The organism is Synechococcus sp. PROS-7-1, assembly GCF_014279795.1.
Classification (GTDB): Bacteria; Cyanobacteriota; Cyanobacteriia; order PCC-6307; family Cyanobiaceae; genus Synechococcus_C.
This window is the reverse complement of sequence record NZ_CP047945.1, coordinates 1,485,388-1,507,752: the sequence shown is the minus strand read 5'-3', so window position 1 is coordinate 1,507,752 and position 22,365 is coordinate 1,485,388. Positions and strand designations below refer to the sequence as shown.

Here is a 22,365-nt window from a genome sequence, read left to right as displayed (position 1 = left end):
ATGAGCGAACGGTTAGATCAACGCCATGACTGGACTGTGGAAGAGATCGAAGCGCTTCTCCAGAGCCCTTTGATGGATCTGCTGTGGAACGCTCAGGCTGTGCACCGCACCGCCAATCCCGGCTACAGAGTGCAGTTGGCTTCTCTGCTCAGCGTCAAGACCGGAGGCTGCGAGGAGGACTGTGCGTACTGTCCCCAGTCGATGCATCACAGCAGTGATGTCACAGGCCAGCCTGATCTTGAGGTGCAGGCGGTTCTCGACAGGGCCCGTGTGGCTGCTGAAGCCGGTGCTGATCGCTTCTGCATGGGCTGGGCCTGGCGTGAAATCCGCGAGGGCCCTGCCTTCGAATCGATGTTGTCGATGGTGCGTGGCGTGAGGGAGCTTGGCCTTGAGGCCTGCGTGACCGCCGGCATGCTCACAGACACCCAGGCTGAACGACTGGCAGAGGCAGGGCTCACGGCCTACAACCACAACCTCGATACCAGTCCGGAGCACTACGACAACATCATCACCACGCGCACCTATCAGGAGCGTTTGGAAACGCTTCAAAGGGTCCGACAGGCGGGCGTGACGCTCTGTTGCGGCGGAATCATTGGTATGGGCGAGTCGCTACGTGATCGCGCCTCAATGCTGCAGGTGTTGGCGTGTCTGGATCCCCATCCTGAAAGTGTGCCAATCAATGCGCTCGTTGCGGTGGAGGGCACCCCACTGGAGGCCCAACCCAGCATTGACCCCTTGGAGCTTGTGCGCATGGTGGCTGTCGCCCGGATCCTGATGCCCTACAGCCGCGTGCGGCTCAGCGCCGGGCGTGAGCAGCTCAATCGCGAAGCACAGATTCTCTGCCTGCAGGCCGGAGCTGACTCGATTTTCTACGGAGACTCCTTGCTCACCACCAGCAACCCCGCGGTTGAGTCCGATCGTGCTCTTCTCGCTGCAGCCGGAGTGCAGGCCAGCTGGCAGGAGGCTCCCGCTGCATGAGTCCGCTGCCCTCAGCTCCATCGCGGTTCCTGGTGGCTGCGTTCTACGCCTTCACCCCGCTGGAGAGGGACACGCTCTCTTTGTTGTTGAAGGAGCTTCCAGCACTGGCTGCTCAGGAGACTGTTCTCGGTTCCGTGCTGCTTGCACCGGAGGGGGTGAACGGAACCATTTCCGGGCCTGATGAGGGGGTGGAGCAACTTCTCCAGCGCTTGCGGTCTGATCTGGATCTTGGCGAAGCGCATTTTGAGCGCCTTCAAGTGAAATTCAGCCGCTGTGACCGCCAGGCCTTCCGGCGCTTCAAAGCGAGGCGTAAAAAGGAGATCGTGACCATGGGCGTCCCGTCGGTCGATCCGCGCGCGCGGGTTGGCACATACGTTTCCCCAGCCGACTGGAACGCTGTGGTCGATGATCCTGACACGCTTCTCATCGACACGCGCAATCGCTATGAGGTGGCCATCGGCAGCTTTGAGGGTGCTGTCGATCCAGGCACCGAAAGCTTCCGAGAGTTTCCGGAATGGGTTGAAAAGGAACTTCGCCCGCTGGTGGAGCGCAGGGCTCCGGCGCGGATCGCCATGTTTTGCACTGGTGGCATCCGTTGCGAGAAAGCCAGCAGTTTTCTGATGCAGAACGGTTTCCCTGAGATTCATCATCTGCAGGGAGGAATTCTGAGCTACCTGGAGCAGATTCCCGAATCCGCAAGCCGATGGCGGGGGGAGTGCTTTGTGTTTGATCAGCGCGTCGCCCTCAACCACCAGCTTCAACCCGGGCAGCACAGGCTTTGTCATGCTTGCGGCCTGCCGCTCACGCCTGAGCAACGGGCGATGGAGAGCTACATCCCCGGGGTGCAGTGTCTTCACTGCAAGGACCGGTTCTCGGATCAGGATCGTGCCCGTTTCCGTGAACGCCAACGCCAGTGGGAGCAGCAGCACGCAGGCGGACAATGACCATGGCACCCCTGCCGATTCTCTACAGCTTCCGGCGCTGTCCTTACGCGATGCGAGCCCGCTGGGCCATTCTCGAGGCAGGCCTCCTGGTGCGATGGAGGGAAGTGGAGCTCAAGGCCAAGCCCGCCGCCATGTTGGAGAGTTCGCCGAAAGGAACCGTTCCTGTTCTTGTGCTCGCCGACGGGACGACCGTCGATGAAAGTGTGGATGTGATCCACTGGGCTGTGCATCAGGCTGATCCCCGCGACCTCGCCCGTCGGCAGTGCCTCAAGCAGCAAGCCGAGATCCGCGATCTGATCAACGCCAACGACGGTGCGTTCAAGCATCATCTGGATCGCTTCAAATACACCGATCGTTATCCCGGCGCCTGCAAAGAACACCACCGACAGGCTGGTCTGGAGATTCTCCGTCGCTGGTCGCAGCGGATCGACGGCCATGGAGGCTGGCTTTTGGAGGATGGATGTTCGCTGGCGGACGGGGCCTTGTTCCCCTTTGTGCGTCAGTGGCGGATTGCCGATCCGCAGGGATTCGACAGTGCTCAGGGGTTGAAGGGCCTGCGTGGCTGGTTGCAGGGCTTCCTCGACAACCCTGGATTTGAACGCTTGATGCAACGGGCTGATCCCTGGTCTCCGGGGGGGCATCAGCCCCATTTCCCAGCCGACGCCATCGCCGTACCCAAGGACCAAGCCCTGTTCCATCTGGCTCTTGCTGAGGACTGGTCGCAGGCCGAGCGATGCGGCCACTACTCCACCTCAACCCGAGGGCTGTCTTTGGAACAGGTGGGTTTCATTCACCTGTCCTGGCGAGACCAGATACCCGATACCTTTCGGCGTTTTTACGCTGATGCCGGTGATGTTCGCTTGCTCACCGTGGATCCGATGCAGATTCAGGCTCCCTTGCGCGCTGATGCTGTTCCCAGTGGAGAGCTGTTCCCCCACCTTTATGGCGCCTTGCCTGTTGAGGCGGTGACCTCGGTCACCTCTTACCCCTCAGACTGAGCCGATGCTGGATCAACTTGAACGCGAGGCTTGCAGTCGCGACCTTTTGCTGAGGCTGCAGGTGGGACGTCCCTTGGGCCTGTGGAGTCTGCGGCTGGTGGTGGCCCGCTCCAGCGGGGAGAGGCTGCAGTTGCTAGGGGAGATGAAAGCCTGGGCCTATGGACGGGCCGGTGGGCTTCAGCTCGACACGTTGCGTGTACTTCCCGGTGCACCGGCGGGATGCGCTGATCTGATCTGGGCCGCGACCATGGCCTGGGCCCTTGAAGCCACCCCGTGCCGCCGTGCCCGTCTGCTTGCGATCAGAGATGACGAGCGTCAGCATCGGCGACTGGTCCGCTACTTTCAGGCCAAGGGATTCCAGTCGGTGCGGGAGGTGCAGGCTGCTCTTTTGGATCTCCCTCTGCGCATGGTGTGGGGAGGTGCGGGTGAACTGATGGTGGGCGATTGTGCTGTTGTGCTCGAAGGCGCGCTTGGGCGTTGGCGTGCTCAGGCCGCGGCGTGATAGCTGCTGCGCACCAGTGGAGCGCTGCGTACCACGGAGAAGCCAAGCTCCGAGGCGATGTGGCCCAGTTCTGAGAATTCATCCGGATGCCAATAGCGGGCGACGGGAATGTGGGCCAGGGAAGGCCGCATGTACTGACCGATGGTGAGGCGTTGGCAGTCCACAGCCCGAAGGTGCTCCATGGTTTGGATTACCTCCTCTCGGGTTTCGCCCAGTCCGAGCATCAGTCCACTTTTGGTGGGGATCGCTGGTGCGAGTTCCCTGGCAGCGGCCAGCAGTCCCAGCGAGCGTTCGTAGGTCGCACCACGTCTCACCTCGCCCTGCAAGCGCTCGACGGTTTCCAGATTGTGGTTGAAGCAGACGGGGGAGGCGTCGAGAACCGTTTTCAATCGCCGCCGTTGCACCTGGATCCCTTTGCGCTGGTCCGGCTGGCCGCCCCAGAAGTCTGGAGTCAGCACCTCGATCGCGATCAGCGGATTGCGCTGTCGGATCGCTTCCATGGCCGAGGTGAAGAGAGATGCGCCATGGTCTTCAAGATCGTCGCGGGCAACAGCGGTGAGCACCACATAACGGAGCCCCATGGAGATCACGGCATTCGCCACCCGTTCCGCTTCCATGGGGTTCAGCTCTTCGGGAGCCCGGCCCTTGTCCACCTGACAGAACGCACAACTGCGCGTGCAGATGGACCCACCCAGCAGAAATGTGGCGGTGCCGGCGGCGTAACACTCGCCCCGATTCGGGCAGCGTCCTTCTTCGCAGATGGTGTGAAGGGCGTTGGATTTCACAAGGGTTTGAACACGCTCGATCGCGGAGGCGTCGCCGATGGAGCGCCGCAACCACTCGGGCAGACGTTCCCGGGGTGGAATCGAGGAGTAGCGACTGATCTGACCCATGCCAATCACTCCACAGCTCGCCGCCCTTCGAGCGCTCGGCTGAGGGTGACATCGTCGGCATATTCCAGCTCGCTGCCCACCGGCAGCCCATAAGCAATCCGACTGACACGGGTGAAAGGCTTGAGCAACCTGGCCACATAGAGGCTGGTGGTGTCGCCTTCCACACTGGGCGTGAGTGCCAGGATCACTTCTTCAGTGTTGTTGGCTGCGACCCTCTTCACCAAGCTGGAGATCTGAAGCAGGTCGGGGCCGATTCCATCCATGGGTGAGATCAGACCTCCGAGAACGTGATAGTTACCTGAAAATTCCCTGGTGCGTTCCAGTGCCAGAAGATCGCGTGAATCAGCCACCACGCAGATCTGGCCGTTGGACCGTTCCGGATTACGGCAGATTTCACAGATTGGCTCCGCGCTGAGGTGATGGCAGGTCTGGCAATGGCCAACCTCCGTTCGCGCCGCCAGGAGTGCATCGGCAAAACTGCGGATCTGCTCCTCCGGTTGGCGAAGCAGATGCAGGGCCAGTCGCTGGGCAGTGCGTGGGCCAATACCAGGCAACCGCTCGAATTGATCGATCAGCCGTGCCAGTGGGCGGGTAAAGCCGCTCAGAACTCTTTGGCAAGTGTCTGAAATCTAGGCAGGCATTTGCACGGGCAGAATGCTCCCATCCTGACGATGCCCCGATGCGTTTTCCGCTGCACTCTTCGCTCAGAACATTGTGCGCACTTCTCTGCGTCTTGATGCTGACCGCTTGCAGCGGAGCGGGGGCCGGGCTCAACTCCTTTAAGAGCCCTGATGGACGCTATGCCTTCCTCTACCCGGCTGGGTGGACTCGCGTAGCCGTGACCGGGGGGCCGCAGGTGGTGTTTCATGACCTAATCAACAGTGATGAAACCGTCAGCCTGGTGGTTTCGGATGTGGATCCAGACAATGACCTTGAAGGGTTGGGAAGTGCCGTTGCCGTCGGCGAACGACTGCGGCGTGAGGTGATTGCTCCCGACGGCAGCGGCCGTGATGCTGAACTCATCGAAGCGCGCGAACGGGAGAGCGCTGGTCACAGGTTCTATGACCTGGAATACGCCGTTCATCTTCAAAACCGCGATCGTCACGAGCTGGCCACGGTTGTGGTCGATCGCGGTCGCCTTTACACCCTGGCTACCAGCACTAACGAAGAGCGCTGGACGAAGGTTCAGGGATTGTTTGAGTCAGTGATCACCTCCTTTACCCTGCTGATCTGAATTGATGCCGTTGGCATGAACTGTCCTCCTGCCTGCAGCGGCAGTCGCGAGTCAGCAGCAGGATGCTTCTATGACGACATCCAGCCGGGTTGAGCAACTCAGAGGTCGCTGGAATGGCCTCTCGGAGCACCAGCAGGTTGGTGCGTCCCTGATAGGCGTTGGTGGATTGTTTGGCCTCTGGCTGCTGTTCTGGCCTGTTCCCACGCAAGTGGAAGGCCAGGGCGTTTTGATTTACCCCGACAATGCGGGGATCCTTAACGCCCGCTCGGGAGGCCAGGTTCTGAGCATTGACACCAAGGTGGGTGATCGGGTGCGCCAGGGGCAGGTGTTGATGACCTTGTATCTCCCAGTGCTGGAACGACAGCTCGATCAGCAGCAAGGCAACCTCGAGCAGCTGATCCGTCAGAACGAGGAGCTCAACCAACGCGATGCCTTGCGTATCGCCACTGCCAAGGCAGCCTTGGACACAGCTCTCGCCAAGCTCGATGACGATCAGACAAGGCTGGCTCAGCTGCAATCCACCTACACCAGCAAGCTCAAGAATCTCGATTGGCTTGCTCAACGCGATGTGGTTGCGCCGCTGTCAAGGGCTGTGGTGTCTGCAGAACAAGGTCTGACAACGACCAGTGTTCAGTTGGATGACATCAAGATTCAGCGCAAGGATGAGATCACACAGTTCCAGCAGATCAAGCTGGGCATCGAAACCGAGCAACTCGATCGAACCTTCCAGATCGACGATCTCAAGCGTCAGATCAAGGTGACCGAAGCCAAGATTGCCTTCGATGGCAAGGTGATCGCCGAGCGCAGTGGAACGGTTCTCGATTTACAGGTCATTGCTGGTCAGACCGTGAAAACCAGTGACCGCCTCGGCACCATCGGCCGAAACCAAACGCCAGCGGCTGATCAACGCAAAACCGGAGGCGATCTGATCGCGGTCTCCTACTTTTCTCCGGCGGATGCCCGTCGTCTCCCGCTCGGGCTTCCAGTGGAAGTGGTTCCGCACTGGAACCAGCGTGGTCGTTTCGGTGGGATCGAAGGCAGAGTGCGCAGCGTGCTTACGCTGCCTGCGACGCAGGAAGACATCTCCACAACCGTGGGCAATGGTCAGCTGGCCGAAGAACTGGTGAAGGATGGGCCGGTGATGCGTGCCGAGATCGAACTCGATCGTGTCCCCGGCAGCGATGATGGCTACCGCTGGACCTTGTCCCAAGGCAGCGGCGTGTTTCCGATCCGCGATGGCCTCACCGTCGATACGTTTGCCTACGTCGAATGGCGATCTCCGATCACCTACATCATTCCCGGCTTGCGCTCGCTGACGGGTGGGTTCCGAACCTTCCGCATCGATCGTGTTTGGGATCTGCCCTTCCTGCGGCAGCCCGGAACTCCACAGTGATGCCCTAACTCCATGGCCATCCGTCCTCTTCTCCGTCAGGAGCTTCCCTGGCTCATTGCTGAGATCGTTCTGCTGATCGTTCTGTTGAATGCCAACCCCCCAGAACTGTGGTTTTGGCTGGTTGTGTTCCTGGTGGTGTTCGGCTACAGGATCGAGCGTTGGTGGTCTTCAAGGCCAGGGAGCTGACCGAAGCGACGACTCCTCGAGGGTGAGGGTTGCTGGAACGGCCTGCTTCGGGTTGCGAGGCACGGGAAGTAGTTCCCTAAGCAGCTGGGCATAGGTGACATTCACATCCACGGTGGCGACCAGGCGATTGACCAGGGAGTTCACCAGCTGGGTTTGGGTGACGGACAGATCCACTTCATTGGCCAGGCCTGTTTTGTAGCGAAGGGTGCTGTCACGGAAGGCTTCCTTGCTGGCTCCAACGGCACGACGCGCTGAAAGCAGCTTGGCAAGGCTGGCCTCATGGTTCAAGAAGGCCCGTTCAAGGCGCAAGCGGATGGCATTGCGAGTGGCCGCATAGGCCTGGGTTGCGGCTTGTTCCTGGATGGACAGCGCTTTGACGGCATTGGAGGTGACGCCGGCATTGAAGATCATCCAGTTGAACGCCAGACCGATCGACCAGTCGTATCCGGCGACCTGTTCCAGAGGCAGAAATGTGGCACCACAGCAGCCGTCACCGATGAGTGAAAAGTTGAAGATGCGCTCCACAGAGGCGAGTCCGCCAACGGAGGCAAAGAGGCTGAGCTGGGGAAGCAGCTGGGCCGCAGTCTCGTCCTGGCGCAAGGCCAGTGCCCGCCTTGTGGCAAGAATCGCGTCGAGTTCTGGGTTGTTCTCATAAGCAGCCAGGAGCGTCTGTTCGAGATTTAGAGGCCAGGCCGGTGAGAGGTTGATCGGGTCAGCGGCGCTGGGAATCACATCAGCAGGCAGATTGAGCACGCTCCAGAGAGCCCGTCTGGAGACCGCGCGATCAGCAAGAGCCTGGATGAGATCTTCCTGATCTGTGGCAAGAGTGGCACTGCGTCGCAGCAGGTCTACGCGTGGCACCAGGCCAGCCTGTTTGAGATTCAGGGTGTCTTCCAACACGATCAGATCTGTTCTCACCACGGCGTCGCGAATGCGCACCAACTGCTCATTGAGTTGAAGCTGGTAATAGGCCTCGCTGACTTCCAACTGCAGGGTCCGAAGCTGGTTGGCGTATTGCTGTTGGAACTGTTCCAGCCTGGCTTCCGCGGCGCGCACCCTGGGGGTGCGCGCGAAATCGATCACTGCATAATTCAGTTCCAGTCCAGCCTGGGATTCCACTCCGTTGGCTACGGCATAGAGACCGCCGCCGGCAGGAACGAAAAAGGGGCCGTCCTGCTCAGCACTGACCGATGTGCCATTGGTGGTGAGGGCAAGATTCGGTGTCTGTCCTTTTTCGGCGAACAAAGCTCCGAACCCAAACGAGTTGTTGGCGTAGGGCGAATAAGTCGTGCTGCCGCTTTGGAATCCTTCAGCGTCGGCAAACACACTGATCGTGGGCCAGTAGGTGCCGGCCAGCGACGCCACCCTGGCGGCCTGCGCTTCGATCCGATCCCGCTGGACCTGCAGGGAAGGGTTGTTTCGGAAGGCAATGGCGACTGCCTGCTCCAGGGAGACCGATTGCACGGGGGTGTCTTTACTGGCGCTTCCCGGCAAGGCCAGGGGATTCTCCGGCCGACTGTTGTCGTCCAGCAACGGACCCTCCGCCGGTCGGTTGGCGTCCATCAGATTGGCGGGTAACTCCGGGGTCAGGAGGTCATCGCTTGCGTCCAGCGCTGGTGCAGGTCCGAGCAGGGTGTCGAGGCTGTCGAGCTGTTGATTGAGGCGTTCCCAGCTGCGCTCCAGTTGCAGCGTGCTGCCGCCCAGATTGAGGGGCGGTGCAGCAGCGCTCGAGGGTAATGGGGCAGAGCGAACAATGGCAGGGAGGACGCCTCCGATCAGTGGGATCAGAAGGGTTCCTCGGATGGCAATCCTGAGCAAGGAACTGTCCTGACATTGCATGTCCTTGATCCTGCCGAAATGCATTGCTCAGACCTTTAAGCAGTGACAGGCGTTGAGCTGGCCATTCCTGGTTTGCATTGGCGAAGTGCTGAAGCTGCGTGATCGATCAGTGAGGCACGCAGAACAATTTGTCGCATTCTTGCTGCAGCGATCGCTTGGGCGTCGTGGTCCTGGAGTGTCTCTCTTTCAAGACTCCTCATCAACTGGCCTGAAGCGGCATCCAGGTCGCGGTTGAGCTTGCTGAGCTTGACCAGATTGAGAGTCTGGTTCACTCCCAAAGATGGTTGGCGCAGATCCGTGGCCAGGGTGTTAAGGATGACGATCAGTTGGCGCAGAACCTCAGCCTCTTGCCGATGCAACGCTTTGATCACTGCTGGGGACTGAATCGGGGCAGCCAGACCGCGAAGCCCATCCAGAACAGACAGCAGTTGGGAGCAAAGAAGATCCAGTTCGCTCCAGAGCTCATGCAGTGGGTGATTTTCGGGATTGACTCCAAGCTCGAGTTGCGCGCTTTGTCGCTGGGTACGAATGGCGTTGAGCTGCCTAAGCAACTCCTGGCGACGTTCCCGGCGGTAGGGCATCGACAACCGAGCTGGTGTGTCTTGTTCAAGACGCTCGGCCTCAAGAGAAAACTCTCCACTGAGGTCATCCAACAACGTGGCTAAGCCCTTGTTCTGGTTGGGGATGCTGTTGCTGGGCCAGATGTAGCGGGTGGCCCAAAGCGACAGAACAATGCCGACCGCCGTCCAGAACAGGCGTGCTGTTCCCCAGCTGGTTTGCCCAGCTTCATGGACAATCCAGCCCATGACCACGATATTGCCGGCCACCTTGTAGCCAACCTGCAGACCGAGAGCTCCACCCAGTAGACGTATCGTCGCTAGAGCCAAGCCGAGCGCCAGAGCGAGGGGCATCTGAAGGCCACGGGAAAAAACGGTGAGCACCACAACCCCCAGTACACTGCCGAGCATCCGTTGGATGCTGAGATTCAGGGAGTTGCCGTAGCTGCTCGATAAAACCGCTGCGGTTGTCAGGGGGATGTAATAACCAAAGCCGAGCGGGCTGAGCAGTCCGAATCCCGCGCCCAACCCAGTGATCAATGCCAGGCGGAGATCGGAGCGAAGGACCCAGGGACGGGCTGAAGAGGGTTGCTTGCTCATGGCTGATGGGCTCGCTCGAGGAGCTGTTGGCTGTGGATCAGTCGCAGGAAACGTGTGACCTGCTCTTCCAGGGCGATGCGTTGAGGAAGCGGTAGCGAGGATCCGCTCAACTCCAATTTCAGCGCTTCTGCTCGGGCTCCCTGCTGACTCAGGTGCTCGCTCAGGTAGTGACTCAGCTCGGGGAGCGTGTCCGTGCCCAAGTCCTGATGCACGCGCTGGATGAGCCGTTCCACCAAAAGCCAGCGCACCTGTAGACATCGCCAGAGGCTCATCCTCTGAGCCCAGCGCAACCGTTTCAGCGTGCGGACATGCCCGACCCCGAGACTGTTTTCAACGTTGATCAGGCGTTGCAGTTCCAGAAGCTGCTTGGTGACTGATTCTGTGTTGATTGCTGGAGGCGTAGGACCTTCTCCCTTGAGTGCGCTGCTGTGAGCCTTGAGCCGTTGATGCAGCGTGGTTTCAAGTTTCTGATGCAACTCCTGCATGCGGGCCAAACGATTCTTGGGCCAGAGCAGTCGTCCCATCACCAGCGCCACCGCGATGCCTACGAGCGTGTCGAGGCTGCGGTTGAACACGTAGCTCCAGTTGAGTTGGGTGTAGGCGTCGATGCCGAGAAACATCACCGTCACCACAACGGCCGTTGAGAGCCCACTCGACCAACCCATGCGTCTGAGCACGGGAATGGTGATCAGCAAGCTCACAAGGATTCCGATCCAGCCCGAGAGGATGGTATGGACCAGAAAGGTGACAAGGCCTCCAACGGCTGTGCCGAGCATCCTGCCCCGTGCAGCTTGCAGGCTGTTTTCATCCTGGTCATCGACCACGGTGATGACGGCCAGCAAGGGGTACCAGAGATAGGTGATGCGTTGAAAATGCTGGGCAATCGCACAGGTGATCAGGATGCTGAGACCCAGTCGAAGACTTTGTCGCAGCAGATTTCCGTCCAATGCATCCCTGGCGTCGCCGACAGTCTGCTCGGAATGTGGGGTCTTGGCTCAGAACAAAAAGCGGTAGCGCCAACTGCTGGATTCGGTGGCATCGCTGCCCCGGGGCCGCTCGCCCGGCCACTCCGTCTCCAGATAACTGATGCCGTTGCGAGAGAAAGGCCGTGCCGGCAGCCGTTCTGTTTCTAGTTCGGTGAGTCCCATCGCTGTGATCAACCCCCCCAGTTCCATTGCGCTGAGATCGGTGTCGAGATTGCGGCCTGCCGCGTTGATCAGCGCTGGGAGCTTCACCAGATGTTGGGGTTTTGTCAGGGTGCTGAACAGGCTCTTGAGCACCAGCTTCTGGCTTCATTGGTATCGGTACCAATGTGGAAAACTCTGAGCCGCTTTTGAGATTAAAAAGGCCCGATGGCACATTGCTGCTTCAAGAAAGATAAGATCCACCGCATTGCAGTGGATCTGACTTTATTCAGGAAGCCTCAATTAGAGGATTTGCTGAGCGACAAAGTCAAAGACCATGTCATTGAAATCCTGATCGCCACCTCCAAACAGATCTTCCAGGCCAATTTTGTTGGCACCTAGCATCTTAAAATGCTCCATGCCATCGGCATTGGCCTCGCTCCAGGCAAACCAAGTATTGCCATCCGAGATTGCATAAGGAGCAAGATAGCTTGCATCAGTCAATTCATAACCAAGCTTTTGCGTTTGACCATTTGCAACGTTTACATTGGTGATCTCGTCCACGATATTTAGAGGACTGAGTGCGTAATATGCGTAGTCAGCATCTCCAGGTTGTACTGGATTTCCTAGGGCATCGAAAACGGTGCCATCAGTGTCTTGAACCTGATAAAATCCAATGATGACATCGTTTTCGGCATCTCGTGTTACGGATGCCTCGCCGATCAGCCGCTGAGCAGCTGTTAGATAAGAGAGATTGAATACTGGCGCTTGATCTTGGCCAATCTGTGTCAATGAGCTTGGCCCTTGCCATTGCTGCGCAATTTCAAGTGATTCATAAAGATTGGCTTGATAACCTTGATCAACGTAAGGTTCGAGGCGTTGATTTTTAACGGCGCCAGCACGCAAAATCGCCAGAGTTTCAGGGGCTGTAATTGAATCGCTTTGCGCTCGGATCAAGGCCGCCATGCCGGCAATGACTGGAGCCGCCTGAGAGGTGCCAGCCATGAAGCCGTAATCGCTTCCGTTTATACCTGTGCCAACAGGCATGGTGCTTAGGATTTCTGTATCAGGTAATTCCTGATAGATTGATTGACCATTTTGGTCTTTATCGACAATTACACTGCTCCCATCTCCACCAGGTGCACTGATAGTGATGGAACGACCGTAGTTACTAAAGCTGGATCTTAGATCCTGCGCATTAGTTGATGCCACTTGCGCGATGTTGCCAAATTTATTGGCAGACACGGCTGGAGTGGTGGAGTAAACATCCAGATTGCCAATGTCGTTCCATTTGTTCCTGTTTTCATACTGGGCACCTTCATTCCCTGCTGCGATTGAAATAAAAACATCATTAGCGTAGGCGAATTCAAAAGCCTTCTCGAGCTCTTGATCTATTTCATCGATCGACTGCTCGGGGCTCAGTTTTTGATTCCCGCCGAGTGACATATTGATAACTTTAGCGCCATTCTTGACGGCATACACAATTGCATTAGCAATATTTTTATCATCGGCGCCCTTTCCGCCGCCGAATACATCCAGTGTCATGAGTTGAGTATCCCATGCTACGCCGGAGACGCCAATACCATTGTTGCCTTTCGCCCCTGCAATGCCTGCAACATTAGTGCCGTGTTGGTTATTATCATTAGCTACGACATTGGGCGAGTTGTCTACAAAATTCCACCCATGAACATCATCTTTGAAACCGTTATCGTCGTCATCATTGTCATTGCCAGGAATTTCACGCGGATTGGTCCAAAGGTTGTCAATAAGATCGGGATGTTGGGTGTCAAAACCCTCATCAATGATAGCGATAATGATATCGGATGCGTCATGGGACAGCGTCCATGCTTCTGGGGCTCTGATGTCAGCGTTGGGGCTTGCGATCCACTGTGTAGCTCTGGTTTGGCCAGCGAAGTTGCCACTAATTCCCGTATTGAAGAGGTGCCATTGATTTTTTAGGTAAGGATCGTTGCTAAGAGTTCTCGTCTCGTCAAATGTGCTTGCATCGATTTTCCATGTGAAAGGCTGTTGAAGCAAATCATAGTTTGAAGGTGGTGTATTAAATTTGATTTGCAGCCAGTATTTACCTGGCTGGAGTTGCGCAAAAATTGTCTCGGACTCTCTTCCGGGATTTGTAGAACTATTGTAAACTACAGGGGTGCCATTTCTCCAAAAATCTGGGACATCGTTGCTGGGGTTGATTGCCCCCAAGTAGAGATCGAAATCCGCGGGTAGCCCTTCAAGAGTTGCGAATATATTGCTAGTGGCATCGACTTGGAATGGAATATAGTGGAAACCATCTCCTAATTTCTGCGCGGTATTATAATACTCGTATAAATTTATTTTCTCTTCTTCAACGAAGCCAGGTGATACTCTGAACTGTGGGGCTGACATTTAGTAAAATGATATATAATTTCAGTCTATGCTGCAGTGGATTCAATATTAGTCTTGTTTATAATCTTATTAGGTTTACCGTGTTTGATTGAAGCTCTGTGCGGTTTGTCATCCTTCGGCGTTTATTAAAAAACGGTTATATCCTTATTGATTTGTGTTCAACTTCCAATTGAAATGTGGTGTCACCTAGAGCTCAGAGATTCTCTGCTCTGCTCTGCTCTGCTCTGCTCAGTCACGATCGAGTCGCCCGAATTCATTGTGATGGCGTAATTCCCTGGGGTTGGCAGCCCAGCGTCGTCATGGTTGAGCGCGCGGCTCAGGCGTCGTGTTCGACGGTTGGCGTTGCAGGGGGGTGAGTGGGCGACCGAGCAGGACCAATGGCTGCAAAAACAAGGTTCCGAAAAGACATTGAGGGCTGTCCATGCCACAAGCCAGGCTTTCGGTAGAGCTCAACAGGATTGATGCGGCGGCAATAACAGTCTTCTAGGGGCGGGCGTGACTACGTCTACACCGTCGATTGTGAGCTCGCTCTGGTGTTGGCCCTGATCGTGCTCAGCTTCGAGGCTCAGAACAGAAAGCGGTAGCGCCAACTGCTGGATTCGGTGGCATCGCTGCCCCGGGGCCGCTCGCCCGGCCACTCCGTCTCCAGATAACTGATGCCGTTGCGAGAGAAAGGCCGTGCCGGCAGCCGTTCTGTTTCTAGTTCGGTGAGTCCCATCGCTGTGATCAACCCCCCCAGTTCCATTGCGCCGAGATCGGTGTCGAGATTGCGGCCTGCCGCGTTGATCAGCGCTGGGAGCTTCACCAGATGTTGGGGTTTCGTCAGGGTGCTGAACAGGCTCTTGAGAACTAGCTTTTGGCGTTCGAGTCGTCCGAGGTCTCCTTCCCCGTCATGGCGCCAGCGCAGGAATCCTTCCAGTTCACGGCCGCTGAGCACCTGGCGGCCTGGCTGCAGATCGATCAGCAATCCTTGGCTGTTGTCTCGGTAGTAAAGCCGCTTCGGAACATCCACCTCAACGCCGCCAACCAGCTTGCTCAGGGTGCGGATCCCTTCAAGATTGACAAGGATGTGATGGTCGATCGGACGTCCCATCAGCCGTGAGAGCTCCTTTTTCACGGCATCTGCACCACCACGGGCAAACAGGGCATTGGCCTTGAGCGGCCCGAAGCTGCGTGAATCGATATAGCTGTCCCTTGGAATCTGGGTGATGGAGGTTCGGCCCGCCTCGAGCCTCACGGTGAAAATGGCGTCAGTGTTTCCGCCTCCTTCATCCACTCCCAGAACCAGGACTTCGCGATTGTCGAAGACAGACCAGGCAGAGAAGGGATTGCTCACCGGAATCAGTGGCGGGACGTCTGCTTCCGGCATCAGGGCCCGGCTCAGCGGTATCGCCAGCAGAAATCCTCCGGTCAGCCCTGCGACTGCTGCCGTAAGGAGGGTTTTGGTTCCGACGCGTTGCCGGTCGTTCATCCCTTCAACTTAGGCCGTTATTTCCTGGCTCTTAAGCTTTTCTTTCTGTTGTTGCTCAGAGCAGGGGGTCGCTGATCACCAGGGATGCGCATTTCAGCTGATTCACCAGATTGCTGGTGCGGTCACTGGCGGGGATCGGCAAACCGGCAACGCGGCGTCGCTGAGAGCGCAGGATCACAAGGTCGTGGTGCCGACTTGAATGCTGGATGGTCTGCTCGATTCCTGGGCCAGGAGCAAGATCAATGCGAATTCGCTCTCCCGACTCACCTGGAGGCTGCCAGCGACGGAGCTCGCGCTCAATCCATTGGCGGTCGTGGCGGCTAAAGCGAGGGTCAACGATGTGCAGGAGTGTGATCACTCCAGAGCTCCCTTCGGCGCTCGCCAGCAGGCGTTGAGCGAGTTCGAACTGCTCCCGTGCGCTGGCGGAGAGGTCTTTGATCGGCACCAGGATCCGTTGAAGATCATCGACGCCCTGCCCGGCCAGATTCACAACCACCACAGGGCAGTGAGCTGTGCGGCAGACGCCATCGACTAGATCGCCGAATAACCAGTTGCGGAGCTTGTCGGGTTGGCCTGTGCCGATCAGAAGGAGATCCGCTCCCTGTTCCAAGGCACTTCTGCTCATGCCACCGGCGATGTCTTCGTCAAGCCTCAGCAGGCAGCGAGTGGGCACCTTCAGGTCCTCTCCGATCGAGGCGGCCTCGTTGAGGCGATCTCTGGCGGCAGCAACAGCCCGATTGAGACTTCCGCGTGCCTCCTCCAGGCTCGGGCAAACCAGAGCCATCGGCAGAAGCTGGCCCGGAGCGCTTGAGCCCCCGTTCAGAAGACGGGACGCCATGCTCAGGAGCCCATATTCGGTGGCGGGATTCGCCACGGGAACAACAATTTTCAAGGGGCGGCTGACCACTGGCAGCGCGAAATCGGCCGCTTCCGGATTCGATCGGTTCCGCTCGTCTGACGTGTTGATTGATGATGTTTTGATGCTGTCTTCGGGTTCAACCAGCTGGGTGACCGAACGGGCTGTCAATGCCGGCCCAAGAGATGCCGTGACGACCATCATGGCGAGAACGCCATTGAGAACTGACGCATTCAGAAGGCCTGCCTCATAGCCAACGAAAGCCGCAGCAAGTGTGGCGGCGACCTGTGGCATGGCTAAGGACCACATCATGACCATCTGGTTGCCGTTGTAGCCAAAGCCTCGCCCGGCAATGACGCTGACGAGGCCCTTGCAGGCAATCACTCCAACCACCATGAGAACCGTTAATTCAATGCTGCTGAAACTGCTTCGCAGGCTGTTGAAATCAATCAGTAATCCAAGGTGAATGAAGAAGATCGGGATGAATAAAGCCCCGCCAACAAAAATGACTTGTTGTTTTGCCTTTCCTTCTGGAAGGACAGAGTTAATGGCAAGACCGGCAAGGAATGCGCCTGCAATTTTTTCGACTCCAGCGAGCTCGGCGCCAAGGGAAGCAACGAAAAGAGTGAGCAGGACGGCGAGAAATATTCTGTTTTCGTCGTTGATGCTCTGTTTGAAAATTTTTCCTCCGATCGTTCGGATGCTGAAGACGACGATGACCGCAAAGAGGCTGACGCTGGCAATCAGTGAGGCGAGGTTTGTGGCTGAGAATGAACCCTTGCCAAGTCCCATCGCGATTGCCAGGACCAATAGAGATGCGATGTCAGTGAGGATTGTGCTTCCAATGCTGACAATGACTGACTCATCGCGCTGTGCGCCATAGCTGCGGATGATTGGGTAGCCTAGTGGGGTATGAGTGGCAATTAAGGTTCCTATTAAAATGGAGGGAACCATCGGAAAGTTGAATAAAAGGCCAATGGAAATCCCTGTGGCCATGCCAAATAGGAAGTGGAGAACTCCCAGCGTTAATGAGCGACTTTTAACCCGATTAAACTCGTCTAGATCAATCTCTAGTCCGACAATGAAGAGGAGGTAGATGGCGCCAATGTCGGAAAAGAGGGTGATCGTTTCGCCATTGGGCTGCAGCCAATTCAGGGCATTGGGCCCAACAAGCATCCCGGCAATCAGGAGGCCGACCAGATCAGGCAGGCCTGTTTTCCGGAAGATCGGTGGCACAAGCATGGCGATCGCCACCAGCAGGGCAAAGATGCCGAGTGGGTGATGCGTCAGATGGGCGATTGATGCGCCCGATGGCGCTGCTGCAGCGAGCAAGGCGTTCATCAGAGACGGAGAGCCTCGTCGCTCCGTAGGCCTGCTTGCACACGCCAGAGATCTGCATAGGCACCTGTCTGATGCAGAAGTTGGTCGTGGGTTCCGTCCTCAACAATGCGTCCCTGATCCATGACGACGATCCGATCGGCATGACGCACCGTGCTGAGGCGATGGGCAATCACCAGTGTGGTGCGGTTGGCAGTGATATGCATCAGGGACCGCTGGATCGCCGCTTCGGTGTCGTTGTCAACGGCAGCTGTGGCCTCATCGAGCACAAGAATCGGTGCATCTTTGAGGATGGCGCGAGCAAGGGCGATGCGCTGACGCTGTCCACCCGAGAGCCTCTGGCCTCGCTCACCCACCACTGTGTCAAATCCATCCGGCAAAGCATCGATGAAGTCCAGTGCTTCGGCCTGGCGGGCGGATTCTCGGACTGCCGCTTCGGTGGCCTCGGGAGCGGCGTAGGCGATGTTGTCCCGTACGGTGCCGTGGAATAGGTAGATGTCCTGGCTGACGAGAGCGATCGCCCTCCGCAGGTCTCCGAGTTGCAATTGATCGATCGGGATGTCATCGAGAAGGATCTGGCCTCCGCTTAGGGGGTAGAGGCGTAACAGAAGTTTCACGAGGGAGCTTTTGCCTGATCCTGTCGCGCCGACAATTCCCAGGGTGCTGCCTGCCTGAATGCTGAGATCGAAGTGATTGAGGAGAGCTGGCCGGTCCCGATAGGCGAAGTTCACGGCCACGTAACGCACATCACCTCGGATGCGGGCGTGATCGAGGGTCCGGGTACCACCGGAGATGCGGATCGGCGTGTCGATCAGGTCCAGCACTCGGTTGGTGGAGGCCATGGAGCGCTGGTAATCATCCAACGTGCGGCCGAGCGTGGTGAGGGGCCAGAGCAACCGCTGGGTAATGAACACGAGAAAGCTGTAGGTGCCGACAGCGATCACGCCCTGCCATGCCTGGAGACCTCCGATCAGGAGGATCGCCAGGAACGCGAACAGAATCGCGAAGCGAATGAGGGGGATAAAGGCCGCCGAGATACGGATGGCACTGCGGTTGCAGTGCCGGTAAGCGTTGCTCTCCTGCCGCAGTTGCTGCAGCTCCCAGGCTTCATTGGCGAAGCTCTTGATGGTGAGCATCCCGCCGAGGTTGTTGCTCAGTCTGGCTGCCAGGTTGCCGGCCCGTTCACGTACCTCGCGGTAGCGCGGGGCCAGTTGGCGTTGAAAACGCAGGGACCCCCAAAGAATCACAGGAATGGGCAGAAAGCAGAACAGCGCCACCCCTGGGGCCACAACGGTCATGGCGCTGCCGACCAGCAGAACAGTCGTGATCAGATGCAGGATTTCGTTGGCACCGTGATCCAGAAAGCGCTCGAGCTGATTGATGTCGTCGTTGAGAACGGTCAGCAGCCGACCGCTGCTGTCGCGCTCAAAAAAATCCATCTCCAGCTTCTGGAGATGGTCGTAGGCCTCGAGCCGAAGGCTGTGTTGCGTGGATTGGGCGAGATTGCGCCAAATCACGCCGTAGAGATATTCAAAAAGCGATTCAGCTGTCCAGACGATGAAGGACAGAACTGCCAATACGGTGAGCTGGGTAGGCACCGTTGTGGCCCCGAGCTTGGCTAGCCAGGACGTGTCCTGTTGGACGACCACATCCACAGCCAGCCCGATCAGCACAGGCGGAGCAAGGTCGAAGATCTTGTTGATGACCGAGCAGCTGGCAGCCATCCAGACTCTCCGCCGATAAGGCCTCAAGTGGAGAATTAGGCGGCTGAGTGCGGCCGGACTTGGTGCTGGAGCAACAGAGGACGGCATCTGCGAATTCTGCAGTCCTTGTATTCAAGCGTTGTGTTGCACCTGAACATCAACAAGAGCAAGGGCGCTGTAGACCGGTATCAGAACGAGGAGGACCTATGGCCCGTTCACGCGACAACACCCGATTCAATCGCTACCTGGCAAAGAAACATCGCCAGGCGTTGCGAGGAATTGTTCCGTCAAAACGCCAAGATGCCATCCATGCACTTGCTGTTGATGACAGTGATCGACTGATGCAACGTGCCATCAGCCTTGATCAATCTCTGGATCTCCTTTTGGGGGAAGAGCCGGCTCTATGAGCCGGCTCTGGCAACGATCACCAGCGGTTTCCACCGCCCTCATAACCGCCGCCGCCGCCGCCGCCGCCGTATCCACCGCGGCCGCCACCGCCACCGCCGCCACCACCGGTGCGCTCGCGAGGTGTGGCCTTGTTCACGCGGATCATGCGACCCATCCACTCAACGTTCTGAAGGTCATCGATGGCCTTCTGCTCGTCTTCGTCTGTGTTCATTTCCACGAAGCCGAAACCGCGCTTGCGGCCGGTTTCGCGATCGAGGGGAAGGCTGGCACTCTTCACCTCGCCGTACTGGCTGAACAGATCGAGCAGGTCTTCCTGCTCGGCCTGAAAGGAGAGGTTGCCGATGTAGATGGTCATTTCCTGGTTGGACCGATGGACATGTGATCAGTGAAGCCGTGGTCCGAATTGGAAAGTCCTTGATGCTGAAGCCGGAAAGCTGAAGCCTGGGGGAGCGAGCCGTTCAGAGCCGAACGCTGAATCTGATGCATCTCCAAGTTACAGCTTGGCCTGTAGATGCGTCACGGCAATCTGAAGGAAATCGGAAGTTGCGCCGCTTCAACTGCCGATCCCGTCATTGTCAGGAGACCCTGACGGAGTTGCCAGTGTCTGGACTCAGCCTTCGTTGCCTTGGATGGACTGCCGACGGTGAGCTAATGGCGGCTGATCAGTTCGAGCTGTTGCAGGAACTGATGACAAGCTCCCAAGTTGATGTGCAGATCGAGATGATTCACCTCATCGAGGCCACCGTGCTTCGTCAGCCCTGTGCAAGCCTCGACATCACGCCAACGCCGAGCTTCTAGATCTTGTAGCGCGCGGCTGCTTTCTGCTTACAGGTGTCCTGGGCGGCCTGGATTGAGCCTCCTGCATTCACTTCATCGAGAAAGCATTTGCAGGTGTAGTCGCCCATCCCCGCCGGAGGGGTCTTGCCGGCATGGGACATGGCGGCGTTAAAACCAGCCAGGCACAAACGGGTGATCGTGTCGTTTTCTCCCGCCGCAACAGCGGGAGCGATCGGAGCGACAAACAGGCTCAATGCCAGGCTGAGGACTGGAATACGCGTGTTCATCAAAGTCAGGAGGCTTGGGTGATCTGCAGTTCCCGATTCAGCACCTTCAGGCGTCGGAGTGCATTGAAGACATCCTCGGGCATCCCCTGCGGAAGGTCGACAAAGCTATGGGACTCGAAAATCTGAATTCGGCCGATCATGCGGCCCTGAAGCCCTGACTCATTGGCGATGGCTCCCACCAGATTCCCGGGCTTGACCCGGTCACGGTGACCAACCTCCACCCGATATCGCGTCATGTTCTCTTCAGGCGGGCGGGCATCTCGCTCGGGACGACGACGATCCCTTCCGCGCTCCCCCCCTCGCCGATCATCGCGGCGGTCGTTACGCACAGGTGCCTGAAGCCAACTCTCATCACCGCTCACCAGAAGCGGTTGGTCACCAACGGCCAGTTTCAATGCCGCTAGAGCCAGCTGATCCGCTGTGAGCTCTTGCTCCTGGCCCACACGTTGAATGAGTTCCTGCAAGAGGGAGGTCTCGTCGTTGGCTTCGCAGGAGGCAGCCTGACTGAGGCGCTCTCTGAGTCGATCCAACCGGCTCTGATTGATCTCCGCGTTGCTGGGAATATCCATCGGCTCGATGGACTGATTCACGGCGCGCTCGAGGTTGCCCACAAAGCGTCGTTCGCGCGGCGTCACGAACAAAATCGCTTCCCCTGTTCGACCAGCGCGGCCGGTGCGGCCGATGCGGTGCACATAGGCCTCGCTGTCGAACGGCATGTCGTAGTTGATCACCAACCCGATGCGGTCCACATCCAATCCGCGTGCAGCAACGTCAGTTGCCACCAGGATGTTGACGGTCCCCTTGCGCAGCCGATCCACGGTGCGCTCTCGCTGGTTCTGGGGAACGTCTCCATTGAGGACGGCCACATCGTGTCCCGCTGCTTCAAGAGATTCGGCCACCGTGAGGGTGATCGCCTTGGTGCGGGCGAAAATGATCACACCCTCGCCGGTGACCGCTTCCAGGACCCGGTTGAGTGCTTCGATCTTGTGGGAATTCTGCAGGGTGATTGAGCGCTGGCGGATGCGCTTCGCCTCCCGATCCTTGGTTTTGATCGTGATTTCAGCCGGTTCGCGCAGGTAACGCTTCGAAAGGCGGCGGATTTCGTTTGGCATCGTTGCCGAGAACAGCACCACCTGCCGTTCCTCGGGGAGTTGGTCAAGGATCCACTCCACGTCGTCGATGAAGCCCATGCGCAGCATTTCATCGGCTTCATCGAGCACCAGGCTGCGGAGGCCGGTGGTGTCAAGGGTGCCTTGTCGCATGTGATCCATCACCCTTCCTGGGGTGCCCACCACCACATCGACCCCACGTTTGAGGGTATGGATCTGGGAGCGGAAATCTGATCCCCCATAAATCGCCAACACGTTCAGGTGGGGATGACCGGCGGCATAGGCCTTGAACGAGTCAGCCACCTGCATGGCCAGTTCCCGGGTTGGGGCTAGCACCAGCACCCGAGGTTGGCTGCTGCGACCGTCCAGACGCTCGAGCAGGGGCAAGGCGAAAGCCGCTGTTTTGCCCGTACCCGTCTGGGCTTGACCCACAAGGTCTCGACCGAGCATCAGCTCGGGAAAGGCCGCTTTCTGGATCGGTGAGGGTTCCTTGTAGCCCTTGGCATCCAGGGTTTTCAACAGGGCTTCGCTGAAGCCAAATCCGGCGAAGCCAGACGCTTCCTCTGTGGACTCTGCTTCGCTGCTCTCTGCAGGCTCGGCGTCATTGCAGGGAGCGATCACGGTGGTGAACAGCTCCTCATTCGGCAGTGATTCAGGGGGATGCTCAGAAACAGTGAGATCCACGGCGCAAGGCACTGCGGCCTGCGGGGGTGTCTGGGTCATAGGAAACGGCGCTCAGCCTGATTGATCCTTCAAATCAGGCTTGCAACGTCC

Annotated in this window: 22 protein-coding genes; 9 read left to right on the top strand and 13 right to left on the bottom strand. The window is 57.9% G+C overall.

Going from position 1 to position 22,365, the window contains the following annotated elements; all coding sequences use genetic code 11:
* Genes bioB through SynPROS71_RS08245 form a run of 4 tightly spaced genes read left to right on the top strand, consistent with a single transcriptional unit; the run spans position 1 to position 3,422 of the window.
* The gene (bioB, locus tag SynPROS71_RS08260) at positions 1 to 978 is read left to right on the top strand and encodes a biotin synthase BioB (RefSeq protein WP_186594420.1); all 978 of its coding nucleotides are present in this window, start codon (positions 1 to 3) and stop codon (positions 976 to 978) included.
* Positions 975 to 1,922, top strand: coding sequence for a rhodanese-related sulfurtransferase (locus SynPROS71_RS08255; RefSeq protein WP_186594419.1), 948 nt, complete (start codon positions 975 to 977; stop codon positions 1,920 to 1,922). Before bioB ends, SynPROS71_RS08255 begins: the two co-directional genes overlap by 4 nt.
* A gap of 2 nt (positions 1,923 to 1,924) precedes the next feature.
* The gene (locus tag SynPROS71_RS08250) at positions 1,925 to 2,920 is read left to right on the top strand and encodes a DUF952 domain-containing protein (protein WP_186597986.1); all 996 of its coding nucleotides are present in this window, start codon (positions 1,925 to 1,927) and stop codon (positions 2,918 to 2,920) included.
* A 4-nt stretch (positions 2,921 to 2,924) separates the two neighbouring features.
* Positions 2,925 to 3,422: a hypothetical protein gene (locus tag SynPROS71_RS08245; RefSeq protein WP_186594418.1), complete on the top strand. Its 498-nt coding sequence runs from the start codon at positions 2,925 to 2,927 to the stop codon at positions 3,420 to 3,422.
* Here SynPROS71_RS08245 and lipA read toward each other — a convergent pair.
* Together lipA and recR are read right to left on the bottom strand one after the other, a co-directional pair.
* Positions 3,407 to 4,306, bottom strand: a complete 900-nt coding sequence (lipA, locus tag SynPROS71_RS08240; protein WP_186597985.1) for a lipoyl synthase — start codon at positions 4,304 to 4,306, stop codon at positions 3,407 to 3,409. The two genes, SynPROS71_RS08245 and lipA, sit on opposite strands and share 16 nt — an antisense overlap.
* A 14-nt stretch (positions 4,307 to 4,320) precedes the next feature.
* Positions 4,321 to 4,899, bottom strand: a complete 579-nt coding sequence (gene recR, locus SynPROS71_RS08235) for a recombination mediator RecR (RefSeq protein WP_370586871.1) — start codon at positions 4,897 to 4,899, stop codon at positions 4,321 to 4,323.
* Positions 4,900 to 4,994: 95 nt separating this feature from the next.
* Here recR and psbP point away from each other — a divergent pair, with 95 nt between their 5' ends.
* The 3 genes from psbP to SynPROS71_RS08220 all read left to right on the top strand — a co-directional run bounded on the left by psbP (position 4,995) and on the right by SynPROS71_RS08220 (position 7,128).
* Entirely contained in the window at positions 4,995 to 5,549 is a 555-nt protein-coding gene (psbP, locus tag SynPROS71_RS08230) for a photosystem II reaction center PsbP (RefSeq protein ID WP_186594417.1), read from the top strand.
* Positions 5,550 to 5,619: 70 nt separating this feature from the next.
* Positions 5,620 to 6,942 (top strand): NHLP bacteriocin system secretion protein, encoded by a 1,323-nt coding sequence (locus SynPROS71_RS08225; protein WP_186594416.1) that lies wholly within the window; start codon positions 5,620 to 5,622, stop codon positions 6,940 to 6,942.
* Between the two features lie 12 nt (positions 6,943 to 6,954).
* Positions 6,955 to 7,128, top strand: coding sequence for a hypothetical protein (locus SynPROS71_RS08220; protein ID WP_186594414.1), 174 nt, complete (start codon positions 6,955 to 6,957; stop codon positions 7,126 to 7,128).
* Here the strand turns inward: SynPROS71_RS08220 and SynPROS71_RS08215 are convergent.
* The 8 genes from SynPROS71_RS08215 to SynPROS71_RS08180 all read right to left on the bottom strand — a co-directional run bounded on the left by SynPROS71_RS08215 (position 7,111) and on the right by SynPROS71_RS08180 (position 19,118).
* On the bottom strand, positions 7,111 to 8,991 hold the full coding sequence (locus SynPROS71_RS08215) for a TolC family protein (RefSeq protein ID WP_255442062.1): 1,881 nt from the start codon (positions 8,989 to 8,991) through the stop codon (positions 7,111 to 7,113). The genes SynPROS71_RS08220 and SynPROS71_RS08215 overlap by 18 nt on opposite strands.
* A gap of 11 nt (positions 8,992 to 9,002) precedes the next feature.
* Complete coding sequence (locus SynPROS71_RS08210) at positions 9,003 to 10,124, bottom strand: FUSC family protein (protein ID WP_186594413.1); 1,122 nt, start codon at positions 10,122 to 10,124, stop codon at positions 9,003 to 9,005.
* Positions 10,121 to 11,071, bottom strand: coding sequence for an aromatic acid exporter family protein (locus SynPROS71_RS08205; protein ID WP_186594412.1), 951 nt, complete (start codon positions 11,069 to 11,071; stop codon positions 10,121 to 10,123). The genes SynPROS71_RS08210 and SynPROS71_RS08205 overlap by 4 nt, the downstream gene beginning before the upstream one ends.
* 48 nt (positions 11,072 to 11,119) lie before the next feature.
* Complete coding sequence (locus SynPROS71_RS08200; protein WP_370586814.1) at positions 11,120 to 11,404, bottom strand: hypothetical protein; 285 nt, start codon at positions 11,402 to 11,404, stop codon at positions 11,120 to 11,122.
* Between the two features lie 147 nt (positions 11,405 to 11,551).
* Positions 11,552 to 13,642, bottom strand: a complete 2,091-nt coding sequence (locus tag SynPROS71_RS08195; protein WP_186594411.1) for a S8 family serine peptidase — start codon at positions 13,640 to 13,642, stop codon at positions 11,552 to 11,554.
* Between the two features lie 565 nt (positions 13,643 to 14,207).
* Positions 14,208 to 15,113 (bottom strand): LCP family protein, encoded by a 906-nt coding sequence (locus tag SynPROS71_RS08190; RefSeq protein ID WP_186594410.1) that lies wholly within the window; start codon positions 15,111 to 15,113, stop codon positions 14,208 to 14,210.
* A gap of 55 nt (positions 15,114 to 15,168) precedes the next feature.
* Positions 15,169 to 17,310, bottom strand: coding sequence for a cation:proton antiporter (locus SynPROS71_RS08185; protein WP_186594409.1), 2,142 nt, complete (start codon positions 17,308 to 17,310; stop codon positions 15,169 to 15,171).
* Entirely contained in the window at positions 17,310 to 19,118 is a 1,809-nt protein-coding gene (locus SynPROS71_RS08180) for an ABC transporter ATP-binding protein (RefSeq protein WP_186594408.1), read from the bottom strand. Before SynPROS71_RS08180 ends, SynPROS71_RS08185 begins: the two co-directional genes overlap by 1 nt.
* Before the next feature lie 98 nt (positions 19,119 to 19,216).
* On the opposite strand from SynPROS71_RS08180, the gene SynPROS71_RS08175 reads away from it, so the two are divergent.
* On the top strand, positions 19,217 to 19,417 hold the full coding sequence (locus tag SynPROS71_RS08175; protein WP_186594407.1) for a hypothetical protein: 201 nt from the start codon (positions 19,217 to 19,219) through the stop codon (positions 19,415 to 19,417).
* A gap of 17 nt (positions 19,418 to 19,434) precedes the next feature.
* On the opposite strand, the gene SynPROS71_RS08170 is transcribed toward SynPROS71_RS08175, so the two are convergent.
* Complete coding sequence (locus tag SynPROS71_RS08170; protein ID WP_186594405.1) at positions 19,435 to 19,773, bottom strand: RNA-binding protein; 339 nt, start codon at positions 19,771 to 19,773, stop codon at positions 19,435 to 19,437.
* Positions 19,774 to 20,018: 245 nt separating this feature from the next.
* On the opposite strand from SynPROS71_RS08170, the gene SynPROS71_RS08165 reads away from it, so the two are divergent.
* Positions 20,019 to 20,216 (top strand): hypothetical protein, encoded by a 198-nt coding sequence (locus tag SynPROS71_RS08165; protein ID WP_186597982.1) that lies wholly within the window; start codon positions 20,019 to 20,021, stop codon positions 20,214 to 20,216.
* Here the strand turns inward: SynPROS71_RS08165 and SynPROS71_RS08160 are convergent.
* Together SynPROS71_RS08160 and SynPROS71_RS08155 are read right to left on the bottom strand one after the other, a co-directional pair.
* The gene (locus tag SynPROS71_RS08160) at positions 20,213 to 20,482 is read right to left on the bottom strand and encodes a hypothetical protein (RefSeq protein WP_186594403.1); all 270 of its coding nucleotides are present in this window, start codon (positions 20,480 to 20,482) and stop codon (positions 20,213 to 20,215) included. The two genes, SynPROS71_RS08165 and SynPROS71_RS08160, sit on opposite strands and share 4 nt — an antisense overlap.
* 5 nt (positions 20,483 to 20,487) lie before the next feature.
* Positions 20,488 to 22,314, bottom strand: coding sequence for a DEAD/DEAH box helicase (locus SynPROS71_RS08155; protein ID WP_186594401.1), 1,827 nt, complete (start codon positions 22,312 to 22,314; stop codon positions 20,488 to 20,490).
* Positions 22,315 to 22,365 lie beyond the last annotated feature (51 nt).

Bases quoted from the DNA above. Each gene is read 5' to 3' on its own strand.
- bioB (WP_186594420.1), top strand. From the start codon at position 1: ATGAGCGAACGGTTAGATCAACGCCATGACTGGACTGTGGAAGAGATC.
- SynPROS71_RS08255 (WP_186594419.1), top strand. From the start codon at position 975: ATGAGTCCGCTGCCCTCAGCTCCATCGCGGTTCCTGGTGGCTGCGTTC.
- SynPROS71_RS08250 (WP_186597986.1), top strand. From the start codon at position 1,925: ATGGCACCCCTGCCGATTCTCTACAGCTTCCGGCGCTGTCCTTACGCG.
- SynPROS71_RS08245 (WP_186594418.1), top strand. From the start codon at position 2,925: ATGCTGGATCAACTTGAACGCGAGGCTTGCAGTCGCGACCTTTTGCTG.
- psbP (WP_186594417.1), top strand. From the start codon at position 4,995: ATGCGTTTTCCGCTGCACTCTTCGCTCAGAACATTGTGCGCACTTCTC.
- SynPROS71_RS08225 (WP_186594416.1), top strand. From the start codon at position 5,620: ATGACGACATCCAGCCGGGTTGAGCAACTCAGAGGTCGCTGGAATGGC.
- SynPROS71_RS08220 (WP_186594414.1), top strand. From the start codon at position 6,955: ATGGCCATCCGTCCTCTTCTCCGTCAGGAGCTTCCCTGGCTCATTGCT.
- SynPROS71_RS08215 (WP_255442062.1), bottom strand. From the start codon at position 8,991: ATGCATTTCGGCAGGATCAAGGACATGCAATGTCAGGACAGTTCCTTG.
- SynPROS71_RS08210 (WP_186594413.1), bottom strand. From the start codon at position 10,124: ATGAGCAAGCAACCCTCTTCAGCCCGTCCCTGGGTCCTTCGCTCCGAT.
- SynPROS71_RS08195 (WP_186594411.1), bottom strand. From the start codon at position 13,642: ATGTCAGCCCCACAGTTCAGAGTATCACCTGGCTTCGTTGAAGAAGAG.
- SynPROS71_RS08190 (WP_186594410.1), bottom strand. From the start codon at position 15,113: ATGAACGACCGGCAACGCGTCGGAACCAAAACCCTCCTTACGGCAGCA.
- SynPROS71_RS08185 (WP_186594409.1), bottom strand. From the start codon at position 17,310: ATGAACGCCTTGCTCGCTGCAGCAGCGCCATCGGGCGCATCAATCGCC.
- SynPROS71_RS08180 (WP_186594408.1), bottom strand. From the start codon at position 19,118: ATGCCGTCCTCTGTTGCTCCAGCACCAAGTCCGGCCGCACTCAGCCGC.
- SynPROS71_RS08175 (WP_186594407.1), top strand. From the start codon at position 19,217: ATGGCCCGTTCACGCGACAACACCCGATTCAATCGCTACCTGGCAAAG.
- SynPROS71_RS08170 (WP_186594405.1), bottom strand. From the start codon at position 19,773: ATGACCATCTACATCGGCAACCTCTCCTTTCAGGCCGAGCAGGAAGAC.
- SynPROS71_RS08160 (WP_186594403.1), bottom strand. From the start codon at position 20,482: ATGAACACGCGTATTCCAGTCCTCAGCCTGGCATTGAGCCTGTTTGTC.
- SynPROS71_RS08155 (WP_186594401.1), bottom strand. From the start codon at position 22,314: ATGACCCAGACACCCCCGCAGGCCGCAGTGCCTTGCGCCGTGGATCTC.